The sequence below is a fragment of the Leptolyngbya sp. PL-A3 genome, from assembly GCF_039962325.1.
Taxonomy (GTDB): Bacteria; Cyanobacteriota; Cyanobacteriia; order Elainellales; family Elainellaceae; genus Vacuolonema.
In genome coordinates this window covers 1-16,905 of record NZ_JAMPLB010000037.1, presented here as the reverse complement: position 1 = coordinate 16,905, position 16,905 = coordinate 1, and the positions used below count along the sequence as shown (strand labels likewise).

At 51.0% G+C, this 16,905-nt stretch carries 11 protein-coding genes; 8 read left to right on the top strand and 3 right to left on the bottom strand.

Features of this window, described 5'->3' with window-relative positions; genetic code table 11:
• Positions 1 to 28: 28 nt before the first annotated feature.
• Positions 29 to 886 carry a 3-deoxy-7-phosphoheptulonate synthase gene (gene aroF / locus NDI52_RS22980; RefSeq protein WP_190775512.1) on the bottom strand — a complete coding sequence of 286 codons (858 nt, stop codon included), beginning with the start codon at positions 884 to 886 and terminating at the stop codon, positions 29 to 31.
• A gap of 511 nt (positions 887 to 1,397) precedes the next feature.
• Positions 1,398 to 2,573 carry a transaldolase gene (locus NDI52_RS22975; protein WP_190775511.1) on the bottom strand — a complete coding sequence of 392 codons (1,176 nt, stop codon included), beginning with the start codon at positions 2,571 to 2,573 and terminating at the stop codon, positions 1,398 to 1,400.
• A 633-nt stretch (positions 2,574 to 3,206) separates the two neighbouring features.
• On the opposite strand from NDI52_RS22975, the gene NDI52_RS22970 reads away from it, so the two are divergent.
• The 8 genes from NDI52_RS22970 (at position 3,207) to NDI52_RS22935 (ending at position 13,839) form a co-directional block, all read left to right on the top strand.
• Positions 3,207 to 4,985 (top strand): N-acetylmuramoyl-L-alanine amidase, encoded by a 1,779-nt coding sequence (locus NDI52_RS22970; protein WP_190773684.1) that lies wholly within the window; start codon positions 3,207 to 3,209, stop codon positions 4,983 to 4,985.
• Positions 4,986 to 5,521: 536 nt separating this feature from the next.
• Positions 5,522 to 5,644, top strand: coding sequence for a hypothetical protein (locus tag NDI52_RS22965; RefSeq protein ID WP_277874860.1), 123 nt, complete (start codon positions 5,522 to 5,524; stop codon positions 5,642 to 5,644).
• Between the two features lie 444 nt (positions 5,645 to 6,088).
• Entirely contained in the window at positions 6,089 to 8,164 is a 2,076-nt protein-coding gene (gene glgX / locus NDI52_RS22960) for a glycogen debranching protein GlgX (protein ID WP_190773685.1), read from the top strand.
• Positions 8,165 to 8,701: 537 nt separating this feature from the next.
• Positions 8,702 to 9,475, top strand: coding sequence for a glucose-1-phosphate cytidylyltransferase (rfbF, locus tag NDI52_RS22955; RefSeq protein WP_190773686.1), 774 nt, complete (start codon positions 8,702 to 8,704; stop codon positions 9,473 to 9,475).
• 60 nt (positions 9,476 to 9,535) lie between these two features.
• Positions 9,536 to 10,750 (top strand): L-2-hydroxyglutarate oxidase, encoded by a 1,215-nt coding sequence (gene lhgO, locus NDI52_RS22950; RefSeq protein WP_190789508.1) that lies wholly within the window; start codon positions 9,536 to 9,538, stop codon positions 10,748 to 10,750.
• A gap of 8 nt (positions 10,751 to 10,758) precedes the next feature.
• Entirely contained in the window at positions 10,759 to 11,784 is a 1,026-nt protein-coding gene (locus NDI52_RS22945; RefSeq protein WP_190773688.1) for an SDR family oxidoreductase, read from the top strand.
• Positions 11,784 to 12,323 (top strand): dTDP-4-dehydrorhamnose 3,5-epimerase, encoded by a 540-nt coding sequence (gene rfbC, locus NDI52_RS22940; RefSeq protein WP_190773689.1) that lies wholly within the window; start codon positions 11,784 to 11,786, stop codon positions 12,321 to 12,323. The genes NDI52_RS22945 and rfbC overlap by 1 nt, the downstream gene beginning before the upstream one ends.
• Positions 12,324 to 12,480: 157 nt before the next feature.
• Positions 12,481 to 13,839 (top strand): Gfo/Idh/MocA family oxidoreductase, encoded by a 1,359-nt coding sequence (locus NDI52_RS22935; protein ID WP_190773690.1) that lies wholly within the window; start codon positions 12,481 to 12,483, stop codon positions 13,837 to 13,839.
• 265 nt (positions 13,840 to 14,104) lie between these two features.
• Here NDI52_RS22935 and NDI52_RS22930 read toward each other — a convergent pair whose 3' ends face one another.
• Entirely contained in the window at positions 14,105 to 16,459 is a 2,355-nt protein-coding gene (locus tag NDI52_RS22930; protein WP_190789509.1) for a site-2 protease family protein, read from the bottom strand.
• Positions 16,460 to 16,905: the final 446 nt, after the last annotated feature.

Below are 16,905 nucleotides of genomic sequence, written 5' to 3'. Positions count from 1 at the left end.
TAGATGCAATGCTCTCTTTAAATCCCCTTTAAACGAGAGACAGCCGGGGCACAGTGGCAACCCCGGCTGGAACACAACGATTAACGGCAGTGGCAATGGGACGAATACTTTGAACCAGATCCACCATTTCATTTAAAGACAAAGCCTGACGAGCATCAGATACAGACTTTTCGGGCTCAGGGTGGCACTCTACCAGCAACCCATCAGCCCCGGCGGCAACGGCGGCACGGGCAAGACCGGCTACCAATTCATTCTTACCAGCCGCATGGCTTGGATCAACCAGTACGGGTAAATGGGTGATCTGCTTCAGAGCAACAACAGCGCCCAGATCCAGCACGTTACGCGTGTAGGTGTCGAAGCTGCGAATGCCACGTTCGCATAGCATCACGTTGGGGTTACCGTGGCTGAGGATGTATTCGGCGGCCATCACGAATTCTTCCAGGGTAGCCGCCAAGCCGCGCTTTAATAGGATGGGTTTGTCAATTTCACCCAGAGCTTTGAGTAGGTCGAAGTTTTGCATGTTGCGGCTGCCCACCTGAAGCACATCGGCATGGGCCACGATGTCGTCGATTTGGGAGATGGCCATAACTTCCGTGATGACAGGCAGGCCGTAGCGATCGCGCACGGCTGCCAAAATTTCTAACCCTTCTAACCCCAAACCCTGGAAATCGTAGGGAGAAGTACGAGGCTTGTAAACGCCACCGCGCAGAGCTTGTACCGGTGCAGTCACAATCTGACTGGCAACAGCCTCCATTTGCTCCCGGCTTTCTACCGCGCAGGGACCACCCACGACGAACAGGTCTTTGCCTCCTACAGTCGCCGAACCAATTTGAATGGTGGTCTTGTGAGCAGCATCGGTTTTGAGGGCGAGTTTAGCTTTCTTCATCAGTCGGTTTCCTGGTGGTTGTGGATGTGTAAGGTGAACGTGAAAGGCAAACGGCATGAAAAAAGCCCGGAACCCATGTAGGCTCCGGGCTGTAATAACGCATGGCTACGTTACCCGGAGTATCGTCTGGGCCAAAAAAAGTAAACGTAATAGTCAAAGGAAATTGGAGAAGCCATGGTTTGTCGTGCGTTAGTTAAATGGTGTTGAACATGGAAGAGAAACGGGAACCCCCTTAAAACAAAAACCGCAGAGGTCGCTCTGCGGTTCACCTGGAGGTTCCAAACGGAATCCTATTCACCCCAGGTGAACCCCCATATACCAAAAATAAAAATAGTTGCTGTAAGACAACATAGTTGTGGTGCCGCTGTCTGGCTCTTCATTTCTGTTCCAACGCTAACAGGGTCTTTAGAGAAGTGTCAATACCCCCTGTTGGGTACTGGCCTCAAAATCAGACACCCGGTGTTTCTAAAACACCGGGTGTCTTTGCCTCGACTATGTCAAAAAAAGCTCGTTAGGCTTGGGCTAAGAATGCTGCACCCAGGCCCGCAATTAATTCCTCAGAGGTGATTTTGCCGTCGTGGTTAATGTCGATCGCATCAAACACGGCATCGGCTCCCATCCACTCTTCGCGAGTGATGAAGCCATCGCCATCCAGGTCGTAGGCTTTGAAGACATCCTCAGCGGCGTGGTTGATCACCTCTTCCCCTTCCAATCGGGCGAGGCGATCGGCCAGAAGTTTTTCCAGGGCTTCCAGCGCCTTCGTGAATCCGGTGATCCCTTCGTCCAACTTTTCGTTCGCCATTCTATCTTCGGCGTGCATGCGGTCGAAGGTCGCCTTGTCCATCGAGATTTTTTCGATAGGATAATCAGCGGCTTTGGCGGGATCAAGCTTACGGGGTAAGGAAGCTTCGGTGCCCTGGAGTTGCTCCAATAGTTTGGGGGAAATGGTCAGCAGGTCGCATCCGGTTAGTTCAATGATTTCGTCTACGTTACGGAAGCTGGCTCCCATCACTTCGGTGGTGTAGCCAAATTTTTTGTAGTAGTAATAGATTTTGGTGACAGACTGGACACCGGGATCTTCGTGGGGCTCGTAGTGTTCTATACCCGTATTGGCCTTGTACCAGTCGAGAATGCGACCGACGAAGGGAGAGATCAGCGTCACCCCGGCTTCGGCACAGGCGATCGCCTGGTGCAGCCCAAACAGTAACGTCAGATTGCAGTGAATCCCTTCTTTTTCGAGAATTTCGGCAGCACGGATACCTTCCCAAGTCGCGGCGATTTTGATGAGAATGCGATCGCGTGTGATCCCTGCTGCTTCATACTCTGAGATCAGGTAGTGGGCCTTTTCTACGGTTGCCTCAGTGTCATAAGACAGACGGGCATCCACTTCGGTCGAAACGCGACCGGGGATGATGGCCAGGATTTTTTTCCCGAAGGAAACTGCCAGACGATCGAAGGCGGTCGCGAGAATATCGGACTCTGTTGCGCCAGGGCCTAGATCTTGCTTAGCCTGTTTCAGCGTGTCATCCACAATGGCCTGATATTCGGGCATTTGGGCGGCAGCCGTGATCAAGGAGGGGTTGGTGGTGGCGTCACGGGGAGTAAATTTTTCGATGGCCAGGATGTCTCCTGTATCCGCCACGACTACGGTAACCTCGCGCAATTGGTCTAACAAACTTTGAGCCATAGTTTTCTCCCAAACGAATACATGCAAGCGAAAAGGGGATCAACCCTGTGGTGTGTTCTGGAACAAATCCAGCAGAAGTCTGTAATGAATGGTTCTCCGGGATACGACTCCAACCCTGCGAAACTTCCTTGCCAATCTTGGCCTTCAGCCTGATCCAATCACACCTAACGACAAAATCCGCGGATCTTAAACATCATTCCGGATGATGGGTGGATCGCAGAAGCGATCCCAACCTCTGATATTCTGTCTCTGTTGAACGTCGTTGCCGTGGTATATTCCTCCGCCCGAGGTAAAAACTGGTTCAACAATCAGCAGTCATTAAACACCTGAGCCATCTCAATCCTAATCATTCCGCTCTTTTCTGTGCTGGATTTTGTGCCGCTAGTTTAGCTTGTGTTTCCAACGTGTCTGCTTGTCGGGGAAGGAGGGCTTTGCACGCCCTCAACGACCAGTCATATGTCCAGGGCCTGCTTTAAGGTCCGTTGGGCGAATTGTTTTTGCATGCACGCACACGAAACAACTTCTACAGACCCTGGAATGGCCTCTCAATCATGGCAGGGACAGAGAACATGGGTCTGGCCAGCTTAGAGCGTTTGTTAGGCTCACACTTCTCAACACCCTCCTCCCATAAAAATGAAGCAAATGGTTCGGTTGATACGTTTAGCGGGTTGTTTTGGTGCGCTGTTGCTGGCGACTCCGGCGACGGCAACGGAGCTGGAATCCTGGCGGTTCAACGCACGTGATAATGCCATTACGTTTGTGACGGACGCCGCCGTGCGTCCCCGCGCTCAACTGATTTTTAACCCGACACGCCTGGTCGTTGATTTGCCTGGGGTGCAGTTGCATGGGGCGCGTCTCCAACAGGAAGGCTCTGGCTCGATTCGTGAGATTCGCTGGGGCCAGTTGGATCCCAACACGGCTCGCCTGGTGGTTGAACTGGAGCCAGGGTATACCTTGAATCTTGAGCAAGTTCGGGTGGAGGGGCAATCCTCCACAGAATGGGTTGTTCAGATTCCCGAGCCAGAACTCGTACAGAGCGAAAGCAGGGAGTCTCAGCCTATTGAAACTCAACCCGCTCCTTCAGAAGCAAGCTCAACAGCTGTTTCGGAGCTGGAAGCCTTACAGGTAAATAATTACGGCTTCTACCTTCGCCTGTCGCGATCGGTACCCGCAGAGTTGCGGCGAGAGCGACGAGGCCGGCGCTATGTTCTCGAACTGCCCAACACGGTGTTGGCTGATAACCTGGAGCAGCCTCCCGAAGAACTGGAGCAGTTTGGTATTGAAGAACTGGAGCTAGAGGAGGAGAGTGATCCCCCGCTCGTCCGACTGACGTTAAATCTGAGTGAGGCGGCAGAGTGGCAGTTTAATGAAACGGCCGCAGGAGACGGCATACTACAACCGGGCCGAGCGAGGGCGCAAGCTCCAGAACCCACGCCTTCTCCCTCCTCCAGCCCTTCTCCAGAACCGTCGCCCGAATCAACGCCGGTTACAGAAAATCAAATTCAGGCCATTACCTTTGCCCCAGAACGCTCGGCTCTACAAATTCGGGCAGGTGGGCCCCTTACGTATGACGTGGAGCAGGATGGCGATCGCTACCGCATCCGCTTTCCCAACACGCGGATCGGAAGTCTGCCTCCCGTTGACCTGGCCGCCAGTAGCCGTCTTCTGCAGGTGGCGTGGGAGCAGGATGGTGAAGATGCTGTACTGGATCTGGCGGTAGCCTCAGATATTCAGGTCGGGCTACCTGTGGAAGAGCGCACTGGATTCCGACAACGTGGTAGCAATCAGATCACGGTTCCCCTGGTTCGCCCCTTCTGGCAACCGAATCGAGAGTTACCTCCGGTGTCGATGCCAGGTATCGGCGATCGCCAAACCACGGTCGTGCTCGACCCTGGCCATGGGGGACAAGACCCCGGTGCCGTGGGTATTCGTGGTCTGCGAGAGGTAGACATTAACAACGTAGTTGCTTCGCGTGTCCGGGATCTCTTGCAACAGGCGGGGGTGCGAGTGGTCATGACCCGCACTGACAACCGTACCCTGGAGCTGGAACAGCGAGTTCAGGCGGCAGAACGGGCTCGGGCTAATTTGTTCGTCAGCATTCACTCGAATTCCATCAGTATGAGTCGTCCTGACGTGAACGGGATTGAAACCTTTCATACATCTGCTCAGGGGGGCGTTTTGGCGACTGACCTATTAAACAGTCTTTTGGAAGCGACAGGTTCTCCCAGTCGGGGTGTGAAGACAGCTCGGTTCTACGTTATTCGCAACACATCCATGCCCTCAGCTCTGGTCGAGATGGGTTTTGTGACGGGCGCAGAGGATTCACCTCGCCTGGCAACGGATGAGTATCGTGAGTTACTGGCACGGGCGATCGCCCGAGGCATCCTGCAATACATCCGCGAGAATCGCTAGGAGTCCTGTTTCAAGCGTGTGGATGGAGGGTTGTAATGAAAGGGAAACAAAGTGCTCCTTTCACCACACCCCATCCACATGTCTAGAACACTATCCCCTAAGGGGGTGTGCACATAGAACAACCTGCGTGTTTTGAGAGATTAGTGGTTATATTACCAATCCCTTAAAACGAGAAGTTTATTAGAATCTAATTTTTCATGTATCACTGATAGGTTGACTTTTGTCAGTTATCATTCTTCTTTTAATAAAAATTTTGTTCAAATAGTAGTTATTGATGAGTTAAGAAATATTGATAGATAAATTGAATGTGCTGTAATTTATATCTTTCTAATTTATTTCAGCTTTGTTTTAATATCTATCTTTTCTTGTCTCTAAATTTGTAATAAATCTCGGTGTAGAAGCGTTCCCGCTTTCAACTAATCTGCTGTCAGTTTATCTGATGTGGCGATCGCTCATAGTATTTCATATGCTCTTTCAAAAACGTAGAATCATCTGGAGGTAAACCGTTCTTGAAATGGAAGTAAAGGAGTTGCTGTATGGGTTGGTGGAATGCTTCTGAAGTGGCGATCGCAGGTGGTGCAAAAAAATTACAAGTGATTCAATGCTCTTTCCAGAATAAGGGTTGGAAGTTTCTGCGAGGCTTATCTCTCACAATTTAGCTTCTGTCAGATGGTAGTTGGAATACAGTGGTTTTGTGGCTAACCCGTCTGGTTCATGTTTCAGTCCTGTAGATGGGATGTGGAGGAAGGAGCATGAAGTGCTCCTTCCTCCACATCCCATCTACAGGACTGAAACAGAGTAATTTATTTTATGTTGCTTTTTTGAATGTGAGGAGCCTGTAAAATCAACGGTTTTAGGGGAACTATTCAGAGTATTGTTTGTTGAATTGGGATAAAATCGTAAGCAGTGTTCCGCTTCAATGTAGGCTTACATTAACGTTTTTAATTTGAAATCCGCTTCAAACCCAGACTTTAATTCTGTTTCTAAACGCATTTCAAAATCACCTGCCGATTAGGATCTGCTCTTCCCACCCCTTGACCTTTGTTGGTTAGCAGCGCCTTCTCTGCCGGTGCATCTCCATTCCAGTTCAGGGAGGTTGAAGCTTGACACTCAAGGCATTACCTGGCCAAAGTTTCCCCTTAGGGGCAACTGTTATGCCAGATGGCGTCAATTTCTGCATTTTTTCTAAAAGCGCTCAAGCTATTGAGCTGCTGTTGTTCGATCGCCCTGATCAAGCAAAACCCTCGCACATCATTTCACTGGATTCTCGCCACAATAAAAGCTTCCACTACTGGCATGGGTTTGTACCCGGCCTGAAAGCGGGGCAAATTTATGGGTATCGCGTTCATGGTCCCTTTGACCCGGCCCAGGGCTACCGCTTTGACCCCAGCAAAGTCTTGCTTGATCCCTATGCCAAAGCGATTGTGAACGAGGAGTATTACGATCGCCGCGCCGCATCTCGCCCCGGTTACGACAACTGCGCCCAGGCGTTGAAAGGGGTAGTGGTCGATACCAGCACCTATGATTGGGAGGGCGATCGCCTTCTCCGTACCCCCTACACCCGCAGCATCATCTACGAAATGCATGTGGGAGGATTTACTCGCCATCCAAACTCCGGCTTGCCGGATGATAAACGGGGCACCTATGCCGGGTTAATTGAGAAAATCCCCTATCTGCAATCCCTTGGGGTGACAGCCGTAGAGCTGTTGCCTGTGCACTTCTTTGATGCTCAGGATGCCCAGGATGGTCTGAAGAACTACTGGGGATATAGCACCATTAGCTTTTTTGCTCCTCACCGCGCTTATAGTGCCGATCGCAGCTATCTGGGGCCGGTGGATGAATTTCGGGACATGGTGAAAGCGTTGCACCGAGCCGGTATCGAAGTCATTCTGGATGTGGTATTTAATCACAGTGCTGAAGGGAATGAGAACGGCCCTACACTGTCATTTCGAGGATTAGAAAATTCCGCCTACTACATTTTGGAGAAGGATCGCCAGTTCTACTCCAACTACAGCGGCTGCGGTAATGCGCTGCGCGCCAATCACCCCATTGTCAGCCAACTCATTCTCGACTCTCTGCGCTACTGGGTGTCAGAAATGCATGTGGATGGCTTTCGCTTTGACCTGGCCTCGGTACTGTGGCGCGATGATGTGGGGTTGCCCATTGAGCGATCGCCCATTCTCTGGACCATTGAGATGGACCCGGTGTTGGCTCGCACCAAAATTATTGCGGAAGCCTGGGATGCGGCGGGTTTGTATCAGGTGGGCAAGTTTGTGGGAACGGGCGATCGCTTTGCTGAATGGAATGGCCCCTTCCGGGATGATATGCGCCGCTTTGTGAAAGGGGATGAAGGGGTTGCCAAACGCGTTGCCCATCGGCTGTTGGGTAGCCCTGACATTTACCCCCGAATGGACTACGACACCACCCGCAGCATCAACTTCGTCACCTGCCACGATGGTTTTACCATCAACGATGTGGTGTCCTACAACGAGAAACACAATGCCGCCAACCTGGAGGATAGTCGTGATGGCTCTAATGACAACCACAGTTGGAACTGTGGCGTCGAGGGGCCTAGTAAAGACCCCAGAATTGAACGCTTGCGCGATCGCCAAATCAAAAACCTGATTAGCCTTCTGTTTCTTTCTCAGGGCACACCAATGATGCTCATGGGGGACGAAGTCCGTCGAACTCAGCAGGGCAACAATAACGGTTACTGCCAGGACAGTGAGGTGAGCTGGTTTAACTGGGATGACGTGGAAAAACGGAGCGGGCTCCTCCGCTTCACCCGTGAATTTATCCGGTTTGTGCAAGCCGTTCAACTGTTTCAGTTGGACCGGGTGCTCACTGGGTTTTCCTTCCAGGATGACCCCTTTGTAGTGTGGCACGGGGTTCATCTGGGCCAACCAGATTTGAATCCCAATTCCCATACCCTTGCTCTTACCCTTCAGCATCCTAAGAAGCAGGAGCATATTCACATCATGCTCAATGCCTATTGGGAGTCGCTTTCGTTCGAATTGCCTCCCCTCGATGGCAGCGAATGCTGGCACCGCATCGTCGATACTTACCTGTCGCCTCCTGAGGATTTTTGTCCTCTGGAAACGGCTCCGGTATTTTCGGGCGATCGCTACACGGTTCAACCTCGCTCTGTAGCAGTCTTGATGGCGTTTGTTAGCCCCTAACTCAACGACCGTTTGATGAACCGAGCACGGCTTATCAAACGGTCGTCGTCCTGTTTCTAAAGGCGTAGTACCTGTTTTAAGGGTTGTTTTTTGTATGCGAAGCATACGAAAAAATAACCCTTCCCGCAAGCTTTAAAACGTATCGTTTGGTAAGAACGGCGGTATGGGGTGAAAAATACCCTACACCGCCATTCGTGAGCATTTAGAGCGAGGCAGCGCTTCAGAAATGAGTATGTTAAAGTTTGCCTAATTGTTGGGCTTTCCTTTCATAAAAACTATTCATCTCCTTTCAGCAATTTTACGGAGGAGTGAGCTATTTCTCTCTCGTAAGGAGGGTGACGTTGAGAAAACAACGTATCTAAGGGGCGTCTTGATGCTCTCTTTGCAGAAAGTCTACGTATACTTACGTCTTCTTCATCGGGAATTTATAGAGGTCTTGCTATTCTCCTACCAGACCCCTAGAGCAAAAGCTTCTGCTTTTGATTCGAGTTTAAGAAGTTACGTTTGCCAATTCCGAACTTCGAGGGAGGTTGTTCAATGAAAGCCGTCATCCTTGCAGGTGGGCTGGGTACACGCATTAGTGAAGAGACCAGCATACGACCTAAGCCTATGGTCGAAATTGGGGGTCAACCCATTCTCTGGCACATCATGAAGATTTACTCGGCTTACGGGATAAACGACTTCATTGTTTGCTGTGGCTACAAAGGGCATGTCATCAAGGAGTACTTCGCCAACTACTTTCTTCGCATGTCAGATGTCACCATTGATATGCGCTTCAACCAGGTAAATATTCACACGGGCTATGCAGAGCCCTGGCGTGTCACTCTGGTGGATACCGGAGCTGAGACGATGACCGGTGGACGTCTCAAGCGCGTTCGAGAACACATTGGCTCAGAAACCTTCTGTTTCACCTATGGCGATGGTGTGAGCAACGTCAATATTGGTGAGCTCATTGCTTTTCATAAAGCTCAGGGTACGCTGGCAACCCTCACTGCCGTGCAACCCCCCGGGCGTTTTGGAGCCATTATGTTGGGCTCTGAGCAAACCAAAATTACCTCATTCCACGAAAAGCCAGAGGGAGATGGGGCCTGGATCAACGGTGGCTACTTTGTCGTTGAACCGGAAGTGATTGATTACATCGATGGAGACAGCACGGTTTGGGAACAGGCCCCGCTGGAAAAACTTGCCCATATGGAACAGCTATCTGCATATAAGCACAATGGTTTTTGGCAACCCATGGATACGCTACGAGATAAAAATTACCTTGAGGGTCTGTGGGAATCTGGCAAGGCCCCATGGAAGGTTTGGTAAACGCTTGAGCTGACGACGCCATCCATCCATTTATACAAACCAATTGATAGGGAAGACGGCATGTACGATTACGCAATTATCGGGGGAGGAATTGTCGGCCTCTCAACAGGAATGGCGTTGGGCAAACGCTATCCAGATGCCACGATTCTGGTTCTAGAAAAGGAGAGCCAGTGGGCCTTCCATCAGACGGGTAATAATAGCGGCGTCATTCACTCAGGCGTTTACTATAAGCCGGGTAGCTTTAAGGCAAAATTTTGCCGAGATGGTGCTGAGTCCATGGTGAACTTTTGCCAGGAGCATGGCCTGCCCTATGAGGTGTGTGGCAAGGTTATTGTTGCGACCGAAGAAAAGGAACTGCCTCTCTTGGAAAACCTCTACCAGCGGGGTTTAGAGAACGGCATTAAAGTTGCCCGTATCACCGCTGAGGAGGTTAAGGAGATTGAACCCCATGTCAACTGTTTGGCTGGGATTCGGGTCTTTTCTACAGGAATTGCCGACTACAAGCAGGTTTGCCTGAAGTACGCCGAACTGATTCAGCAGCAAGGCGGTGAACTACGGCTCAACACCAAAGTTCTGAAAATTGTTGACGTTCCTGAAGGTAAGGTTTTAGAGACGACCCAGGGCACGTTTGAGGCCCAGACGGTGATTAACTGCGCGGGGTTGTATAGCGATCGCATCGCTAAATTAGGGGGTGTTGACCCTCAGTCCAAAATCGTGCCATTTCGCGGTGAATATTACGAGTTAGTGCCCGAAAAGCGCTATCTAGTCAACACGTTGATTTATCCAGTTCCGAATCCAGCGTTTCCGTTCTTGGGCGTTCATTTCACCAAGATGATCGATGGCAGCGTTCATGCGGGGCCGAATGCAGTTCTCAGCTTGAAGCGCGAGGGTTACAAGAAGACCGATTTTGACCTCCGCGATTTTGCCGAAGTGATGACCTATCCGGCTTTCTGGAAACTGGCTTCCAAGTATGCCGACGAAGGCATCAAAGAAATGGTGCGCTCCTTTAGTAAGGCGGTTTTCGTACAAAGTCTCCAGCGCCTCATTCCCGAGGTGCAAATGGAGGATGTGGTTCCTACTCACGCGGGGGTAAGAGCCCAAGCCCTGATGGATAATGGCCAGCTCGTTGATGATTTCCTGATTGTTCGGGGTGAAAATTCCATTCACGTTTGTAATGCCCCGTCTCCTGCTGCTACCTCTTCCATCGAAATTGGAAAAGCTGTAGCTGAGCAGGCTCCGGCTCCCCGCACCAAGCAAGTCCAACTTAGCAGATAGGAAAATCCATGAAAGTTTTAGTAACCGGTACAGAGGGTTACCTCGGGTGCTTGTTTGCGCCATTGCTCCTCAAGCACGGTCACGAAGTTCTTGCTGTTGATACAGGCTTTTATAAATCGGGTTGGCTTTACAACGGCACCGAGATGACCGCCCAGACCCTTACTAAAGATCTTCGTCATATTTCCCTGGAAGATCTAAGAGGGGTTGATGCGATTGTTCATATGGCCGAGCTTTCTAACGACCCAACGGGCCAGTTGTCGCCCAACATTACCTACGATATTAACCATAAAGGGTCTGTGCGTCTGGCAGAACTAGCCAAGCAAGCGGGAATTAAGCGGTTTGTCTACATGTCATCCTGCAGTGTGTACGGCGTTGCTGCCACTGAAGTTGTGGATGAAACCTCGCCCGTTAATCCTCAAACTGCCTATGCGGAATGCAAGGCACTGGTGGAGCGCGATGTATCGAAGATGGCGAGTGACGACTTTTCTCCCACCTTTATGCGCAATGCGACCGCGTTTGGTGCTTCTCCTCGGATGCGTTTTGACATTGTGTTAAATAACCTATCCGGTCTGGCCTGGACCACGAAGCAAATCAAGATGGTCAGTGATGGTACACCTTGGCGGCCTCTGGTGCATGCCCTGGACATTGCTAAGGCTCTGCTGTGTGTATTGGAAGCTCCCCGCGATATCGTTCATAACCAGGTCTTTAACGTGGGTGACTCTGCTAACAACTATCAGGTCAAGCAGATTGCTGAAATTGTGGCGAGTGTCTTCCCGGGTTGCCAGTTGAGCTTTGGGGATCAAGGATCAGATAACCGCAGCTACAAAGTGTCGTTTGAGAAAATCAACACCCAGGTACCCGGTTTTAAGTGTGACTGGGATGCTCTGCGCGGTGCACAGCAATTGCTGCAAGTATTCACTCAAATTGACATGACCAAGGAGGTATTTGAGTACCGGGCCTTCACTCGGTTGAAGCAACTCGAATATCTGCTGCATACTCAGCAAATTGACAAAGATTTCTTCTGGAGCGTGTAATGATCTTTACGGAGACGAAGTTAAAAGGCGCATTCATCCTTGATCTAGACATTCGGGAAGATCATCGAGGTGGATTCGCCCGGACCTTCTGTGCCAAAGAGTTTGAAGAACATGGCCTGAAAGCCACTGTGGCCCAGTGCAATATGTCCTTCAACCACAAGGCCGGAACTCTGCGAGGAATGCACTATCAGCTTCCTCCGGCAGCGGAAACCAAACTCGTGCGTTGTACCAAGGGTGCAATTTATGACGTCATTATTGATATGCGTCCAGATTCCCCCACGTACATGCAGCACATCGGCGTGGAGTTGACAGCAGAGAACCGCCGTACTCTCTACATTCCCGAAATGTTTGCCCATGGCTATCAGGCTCTGACGGACGGTGCAGAGGTTATTTATCAGGTCGGTGAGTTCTATACCCCTGGCTATGAGCGAGGTCTGCGGTACAATGACCCAACCTTTGGCATTGAGTGGCCGATGGAAGTAACGGTTATTTCTGAAAAGGATTCAGCCTGGCCGCTTTTCGAACCCGTACCGGTGTAACAGGTGTTAGGGAATCGGGATCGTCTCTCCCGGTTCCCGTTCTGCTGTTAATCGTAGCCATACGTAAGGTCTGACTAATAGGTATCAAAGTTGAGTCATTTGAGTATTCCAGCGCTTTGAGTTTGTTCCAATCATGTGTCCGTAGGAGAGGATTTTTATGTACTTCATCGTTGATACCGCATTGCAGGCTCGCCAAGAAGCTGGGAATCCCGTGCGAGTTGGGATGATTGGCTCTGGCTTTATGGGAAAAGGGATTGCCAATCAAATTGTCAACTCAGTGCCCGGAATGGAACTGGTGGCAATTTTTAACCGGACGGTGGAGAAAGCGAAATACGCTTACCAGCAGGCCGGTGTTGAAGATATTCGAGAAGTCAAAACCGTTGCTGAATTAGAAGACGCGATCGCCCACAACCAATACGCGGTCACTGATGACGCGATGCTCCTCTGCCGCGCCGAAGGCATCGATGCACTGATTGAAGTAACGGGTGCGATCGAGTTTGGTGCCCATGTGGTGATGGAGGCGATCGCCCACAAAAAGCACATCATCCTGATGAACGCCGAGCTGGACGGCACTATCGGCCCCATTCTCAAAACCTACGCCGATAAAGCCGGGGTTATTATTACGGCCTGCGAAGGCGATCAACCCGGTGTGGAAATGAACCTCTACCGCTACGTCAAGAGCCTGGGCTTGACCCCAATGGTGTGCGGCAATATCAAGGGTCTGCACGACGCCTACCGTAACCCCACCACTCAAAAAGGCTTTGCGGAGCAGTGGGGCCAAAACGTCCACATGGTAACTAGCTTTGCTGATGGGACAAAGATTTCCTTTGAGCAGGCGATCGTTGCCAACGGTACTGGCATGACCATCGCCAAGCGTGGCATGATGGGCCACGACTTTATGCGCCACAAAGAGGAATTGATTAAGGAATACAATCTTAACTTCAACGGCCATATTGACGACCTGACCAAGCTCTATGACATCGATCAACTCAAAGAGCTGGGCGGTATTGTGGATTATGTAGTTGCCGTTAAACCGGGTCCTGGTGTGTACGTATTCGCCACCCACGACGATCCCAAACAACGCCATTACCTGAACCTCTATAAGCTTGGTGAAGGCCCGCTCTACAGCTTCTACCACCCCTACCACCTGTGCCATCTCGAGGTGCCCATGTCCGTGGCTCGTGTGGTACTGTTCAACGACGTGGTATTAGCTCCCACCTATGGCCCCCGTGTGGATGTCATCACGGCTGCGAAGACTGACCTGAAGGCGGGCGAAACCATTGATGAGTTGGGCGGTTACATGACCTATGGCCTCTGCGAAACGGCTCAGATCACCCTGGAGCAAAACTTGCTACCCATCGGTTTAGCGGAAGGTTGCGTTCTGAAGCGCGATGTGGCAAAGGATCAAGTTCTCACCTACGACGATGTGGAATTACCTGCAGGTCGCCTGTGTGATAAATTACGCGCTGAGCAAAATGCGATGTTTTTCCCCAGCCGCACTCTGGTAACGGCGTAATGGTTTGACAGCCTGAATCCCAATCAACTAGGTCGCGTTTCTCAGGAATGCGACCTTTTTTCTATCAAATTAAAGCTATATAGCGCTGTGCACGTTGATTAAGTAAGGTGGTGCGGGGCACGAAGTGCCCCACACCACCGCTACTGTACTTAACGCATTTGCACAGCGCTATAGCTACAGCCATTTCAGTTAGAAGCAGATGGTGGAGGGGGTATGCTTCGCATAACCCCCTCCACCATCTGCTTAGCTGTGCGATGTCGTTCTATTACAGCTCGTCATCATAGGCTTCTAAAAGTTCGGTGGCCTTTTGCTGATCGGCGATCGCCCCATTCTCATCTCCCATTTCCTGCCGTGCTCGGCTTCGCAATGTATAGGCGTTGGCGGAATCAGGATCTAACCTCAGGGCATGGTTGGCATTTCCCGTCGCTTCAGGGTACTGGCCCAATGCCAGGTATGCCTCACCCCGTAATAACACAGCATCAATATTTTGCGAATCAATCAGTAAGGCTCGATTGCAGTCTGCGATCGCTTCGGGGTAGCGTTGCAGGCCATAAAACAGGTTCGCCCGATGCAGGTAGGCTCTAACATCCTGTGAGTTCTGGCTCAATTTTTGATTGATGTCGTGCATCTCCTGTTGCAGGAGCAGCTTCATGCCTCTTTCTTGATCGGCTATTCCACCTGTGCTGTCGCCTTTGCGTTCGCGGGCTGTGCCTCGCAACTGATAGGCCTCGCCTGCGTCAGGATCGAGTTGTAAAACCCGTTCAGCGTCGGCGATCGCTCCGTCATAGTTATCCAGAGCTAACCGGGCGCGACCTCGCCTCAAGTAGGCTTGCATGTCCTGCGGATTGGTCTGCAAGGCTTGTTCTGCGGCGTCTACTTCCTGCTGAGCTCGCTCAGAGTATGCGGCTTTCGGGTCAGCCCAGTTTGACCGCATCAGATTCCAACTGTTCCAGCCAGGCATCAGGGCATAGAGGCCCCCGGCAAAGCCTCCCAATAAGCTGACTAGATAAACGCCAGTTAAACCCGCTCGTACAGACCATCTAGCGGAATCTTCCTGCCGGGTGTCGAGTAGACCCACCACCAGACTGTATTTTTTGGCGAAGGGTAAGGCTTGGTAGGGAGGCTTCTGGAGCTGGGTGAAGAGATATCGGAGAGCTTCATCGCGATCGCCCGGAGGCAACTCCCGTAGATCCCTGCGAAAGCGGGCATTGAGTTTGGCTAACCGGAAACTGCTGGGGATACTGAACGCAATCAGCAGGGCAAAGACAAACATCAAGGGGCTGGTTAACCCGACCAGCGCTAACAATGCCGCCCCCATTCCTTTAAAGATGACGCCCAAGTAAGGATTTCGCGAAAATAGCAGCAGGTCAGCCACCTGCCCACCGTCGAGTGGGTAAATGGGCAACAGGTTAAACAGGTTAAGCATGATGAGCATCCAACTGGTTTCGCGAAACCAGTTGGTGTCTTCCAGCCAGGTGCTAGCCGCGACGTCGGGGGTACGTGTCAGGCCAAAGGCGATCGCCAATCCAATGCCCAGAATTAATCCTGGTAGTGGCCCTGCCAGGGAAATCCATACTTTCTCGGTGAGGGACGCGTTGTCTTTGCGGGCCGTTGCTAGCGCGCCCAAAAACGGGATGAACAGCATCACCGTGTTGCGATACCCAAAAATTTTCATAGCCAGAATGTGACCCCCCTCATGGAAGAGCAGGACGGCCACAAAAATCATGAGCCTCTGTGGGTCAAATATAGAAGAGTAGGAGGCAATGAAGAGGGCCAGTGTGCCCAAGAGCAGCCAGTTTTTGCCCCGTTGGGAAAGGCCTTTGTTTTGTTTCTGCTGCAATCGATGAAACTCTGCAATTTCCAGTTCAACAATGGGCGTAGCAGGATTGGAATCGGTATGGTCTGCCTCTGCATTGGTTTGCCCAATAGGTTTTTGCTTTCCCTTGCGGGCAACCTGATAGACCGCTCGGATAGCCGTTTTCCAGGTCATGCGGTAGCTTTCCCCCGGTGTGACCCATTGAACTTCTCCTGTGGTGACGAGGCGCTCAGCTCCCCATTGGTTAGATGCTTCTAACGTTTGCAGGAAGGCTTCATGAGATAGGATTTGGGGTTGCTTCTCTTGGCTCAGTTCGGCCAGTTTTTGTTGGTGGCTCTGCCATTGTTCCTCCGCGGAAACGGTTCCAACATGGAGCGCAATTTCTCGAGGATTGGAGCTATAGATGCCAAAGTAAGCCGTATTGAGTGTGGTTAGCTGAGTTCCATCGTCAAAAAAGGCGATACAGCTCCGAATGAGAGGGGTGTTACTGCTGACTAACTGAGCGGTCATGAGCCCTGCGTAGGTATGACCCGAGCCATGCTGAAGCAAAATTCCCCACTGGTTGCCATCGCTCTCAGACCCCTGTTCAATTTGATGACAGCTCACCATTTTGAACCCCTGGATATTCAATTCGGCGATCGCCTCCTTAAAAATCCCCCAGGCAGCTTCTGGTATGTCCTCAGCCTGGGCGGGTTTTACACACATACACCGCATGGTGGTATGGCGAATTTTCCAGGTTGCGATGAGATAGGGCAGGGCAAGGATGAGCAGTAGGGGCGCGATCGTATAGAGAAGCGACAACATGATCGATCACACAGTGAGGAATAGCCTTAGTATTCCGATCTATTCATCGGATGTAACAGGGTAGCCGCCTCTTCACGAGACTTTAGAAATTGGGTATTGCTACATAAAGGCAGGGCTTACGCAAGTCCACTATCCGTAGTGTATTTGTGTTGTGGGTGGGGTGCGAAGCATGATGATAATTTCGCAAGACTTACCGTTGTAAGACAGATTTATAGGAAAACTCCTGGTTAAATGTTTAGGATAATTGGCTTTGGCCGGTTGTGTTCCGCTCCTTGACCATGCTTTTAGTCTGCTGGAGATGACCTGTTCACACCATAGATGTTTAGGCTGTTAATACCGTTTTAATATGAAGCTGCGCCAAATAGGGCTTCGAGAATGAAATCGTAGGACGTCAATGACGCAACCCTTTCAGGGGAAATCTTGTCGAGTTCCGAGGTCAGGAGTTT

Bases quoted from the DNA above. Each gene is read 5' to 3' on its own strand.
- NDI52_RS22970 (WP_190773684.1), top strand. From the start codon at position 3,207: ATGAAGCAAATGGTTCGGTTGATACGTTTAGCGGGTTGTTTTGGTGCG.
- lhgO (WP_190789508.1), top strand. From the start codon at position 9,536: ATGTACGATTACGCAATTATCGGGGGAGGAATTGTCGGCCTCTCAACA.
- aroF (WP_190775512.1), bottom strand. From the start codon at position 886: ATGAAGAAAGCTAAACTCGCCCTCAAAACCGATGCTGCTCACAAGACC.
- NDI52_RS22945 (WP_190773688.1), top strand. From the start codon at position 10,759: ATGAAAGTTTTAGTAACCGGTACAGAGGGTTACCTCGGGTGCTTGTTT.
- rfbF (WP_190773686.1), top strand. From the start codon at position 8,702: ATGAAAGCCGTCATCCTTGCAGGTGGGCTGGGTACACGCATTAGTGAA.
- NDI52_RS22930 (WP_190789509.1), bottom strand. From the start codon at position 16,459: ATGTTGTCGCTTCTCTATACGATCGCGCCCCTACTGCTCATCCTTGCC.
- NDI52_RS22975 (WP_190775511.1), bottom strand. From the start codon at position 2,573: ATGGCTCAAAGTTTGTTAGACCAATTGCGCGAGGTTACCGTAGTCGTG.
- NDI52_RS22965 (WP_277874860.1), top strand. From the start codon at position 5,522: ATGGGTTGGTGGAATGCTTCTGAAGTGGCGATCGCAGGTGGTGCAAAA.
- rfbC (WP_190773689.1), top strand. From the start codon at position 11,784: ATGATCTTTACGGAGACGAAGTTAAAAGGCGCATTCATCCTTGATCTA.
- NDI52_RS22935 (WP_190773690.1), top strand. From the start codon at position 12,481: ATGTACTTCATCGTTGATACCGCATTGCAGGCTCGCCAAGAAGCTGGG.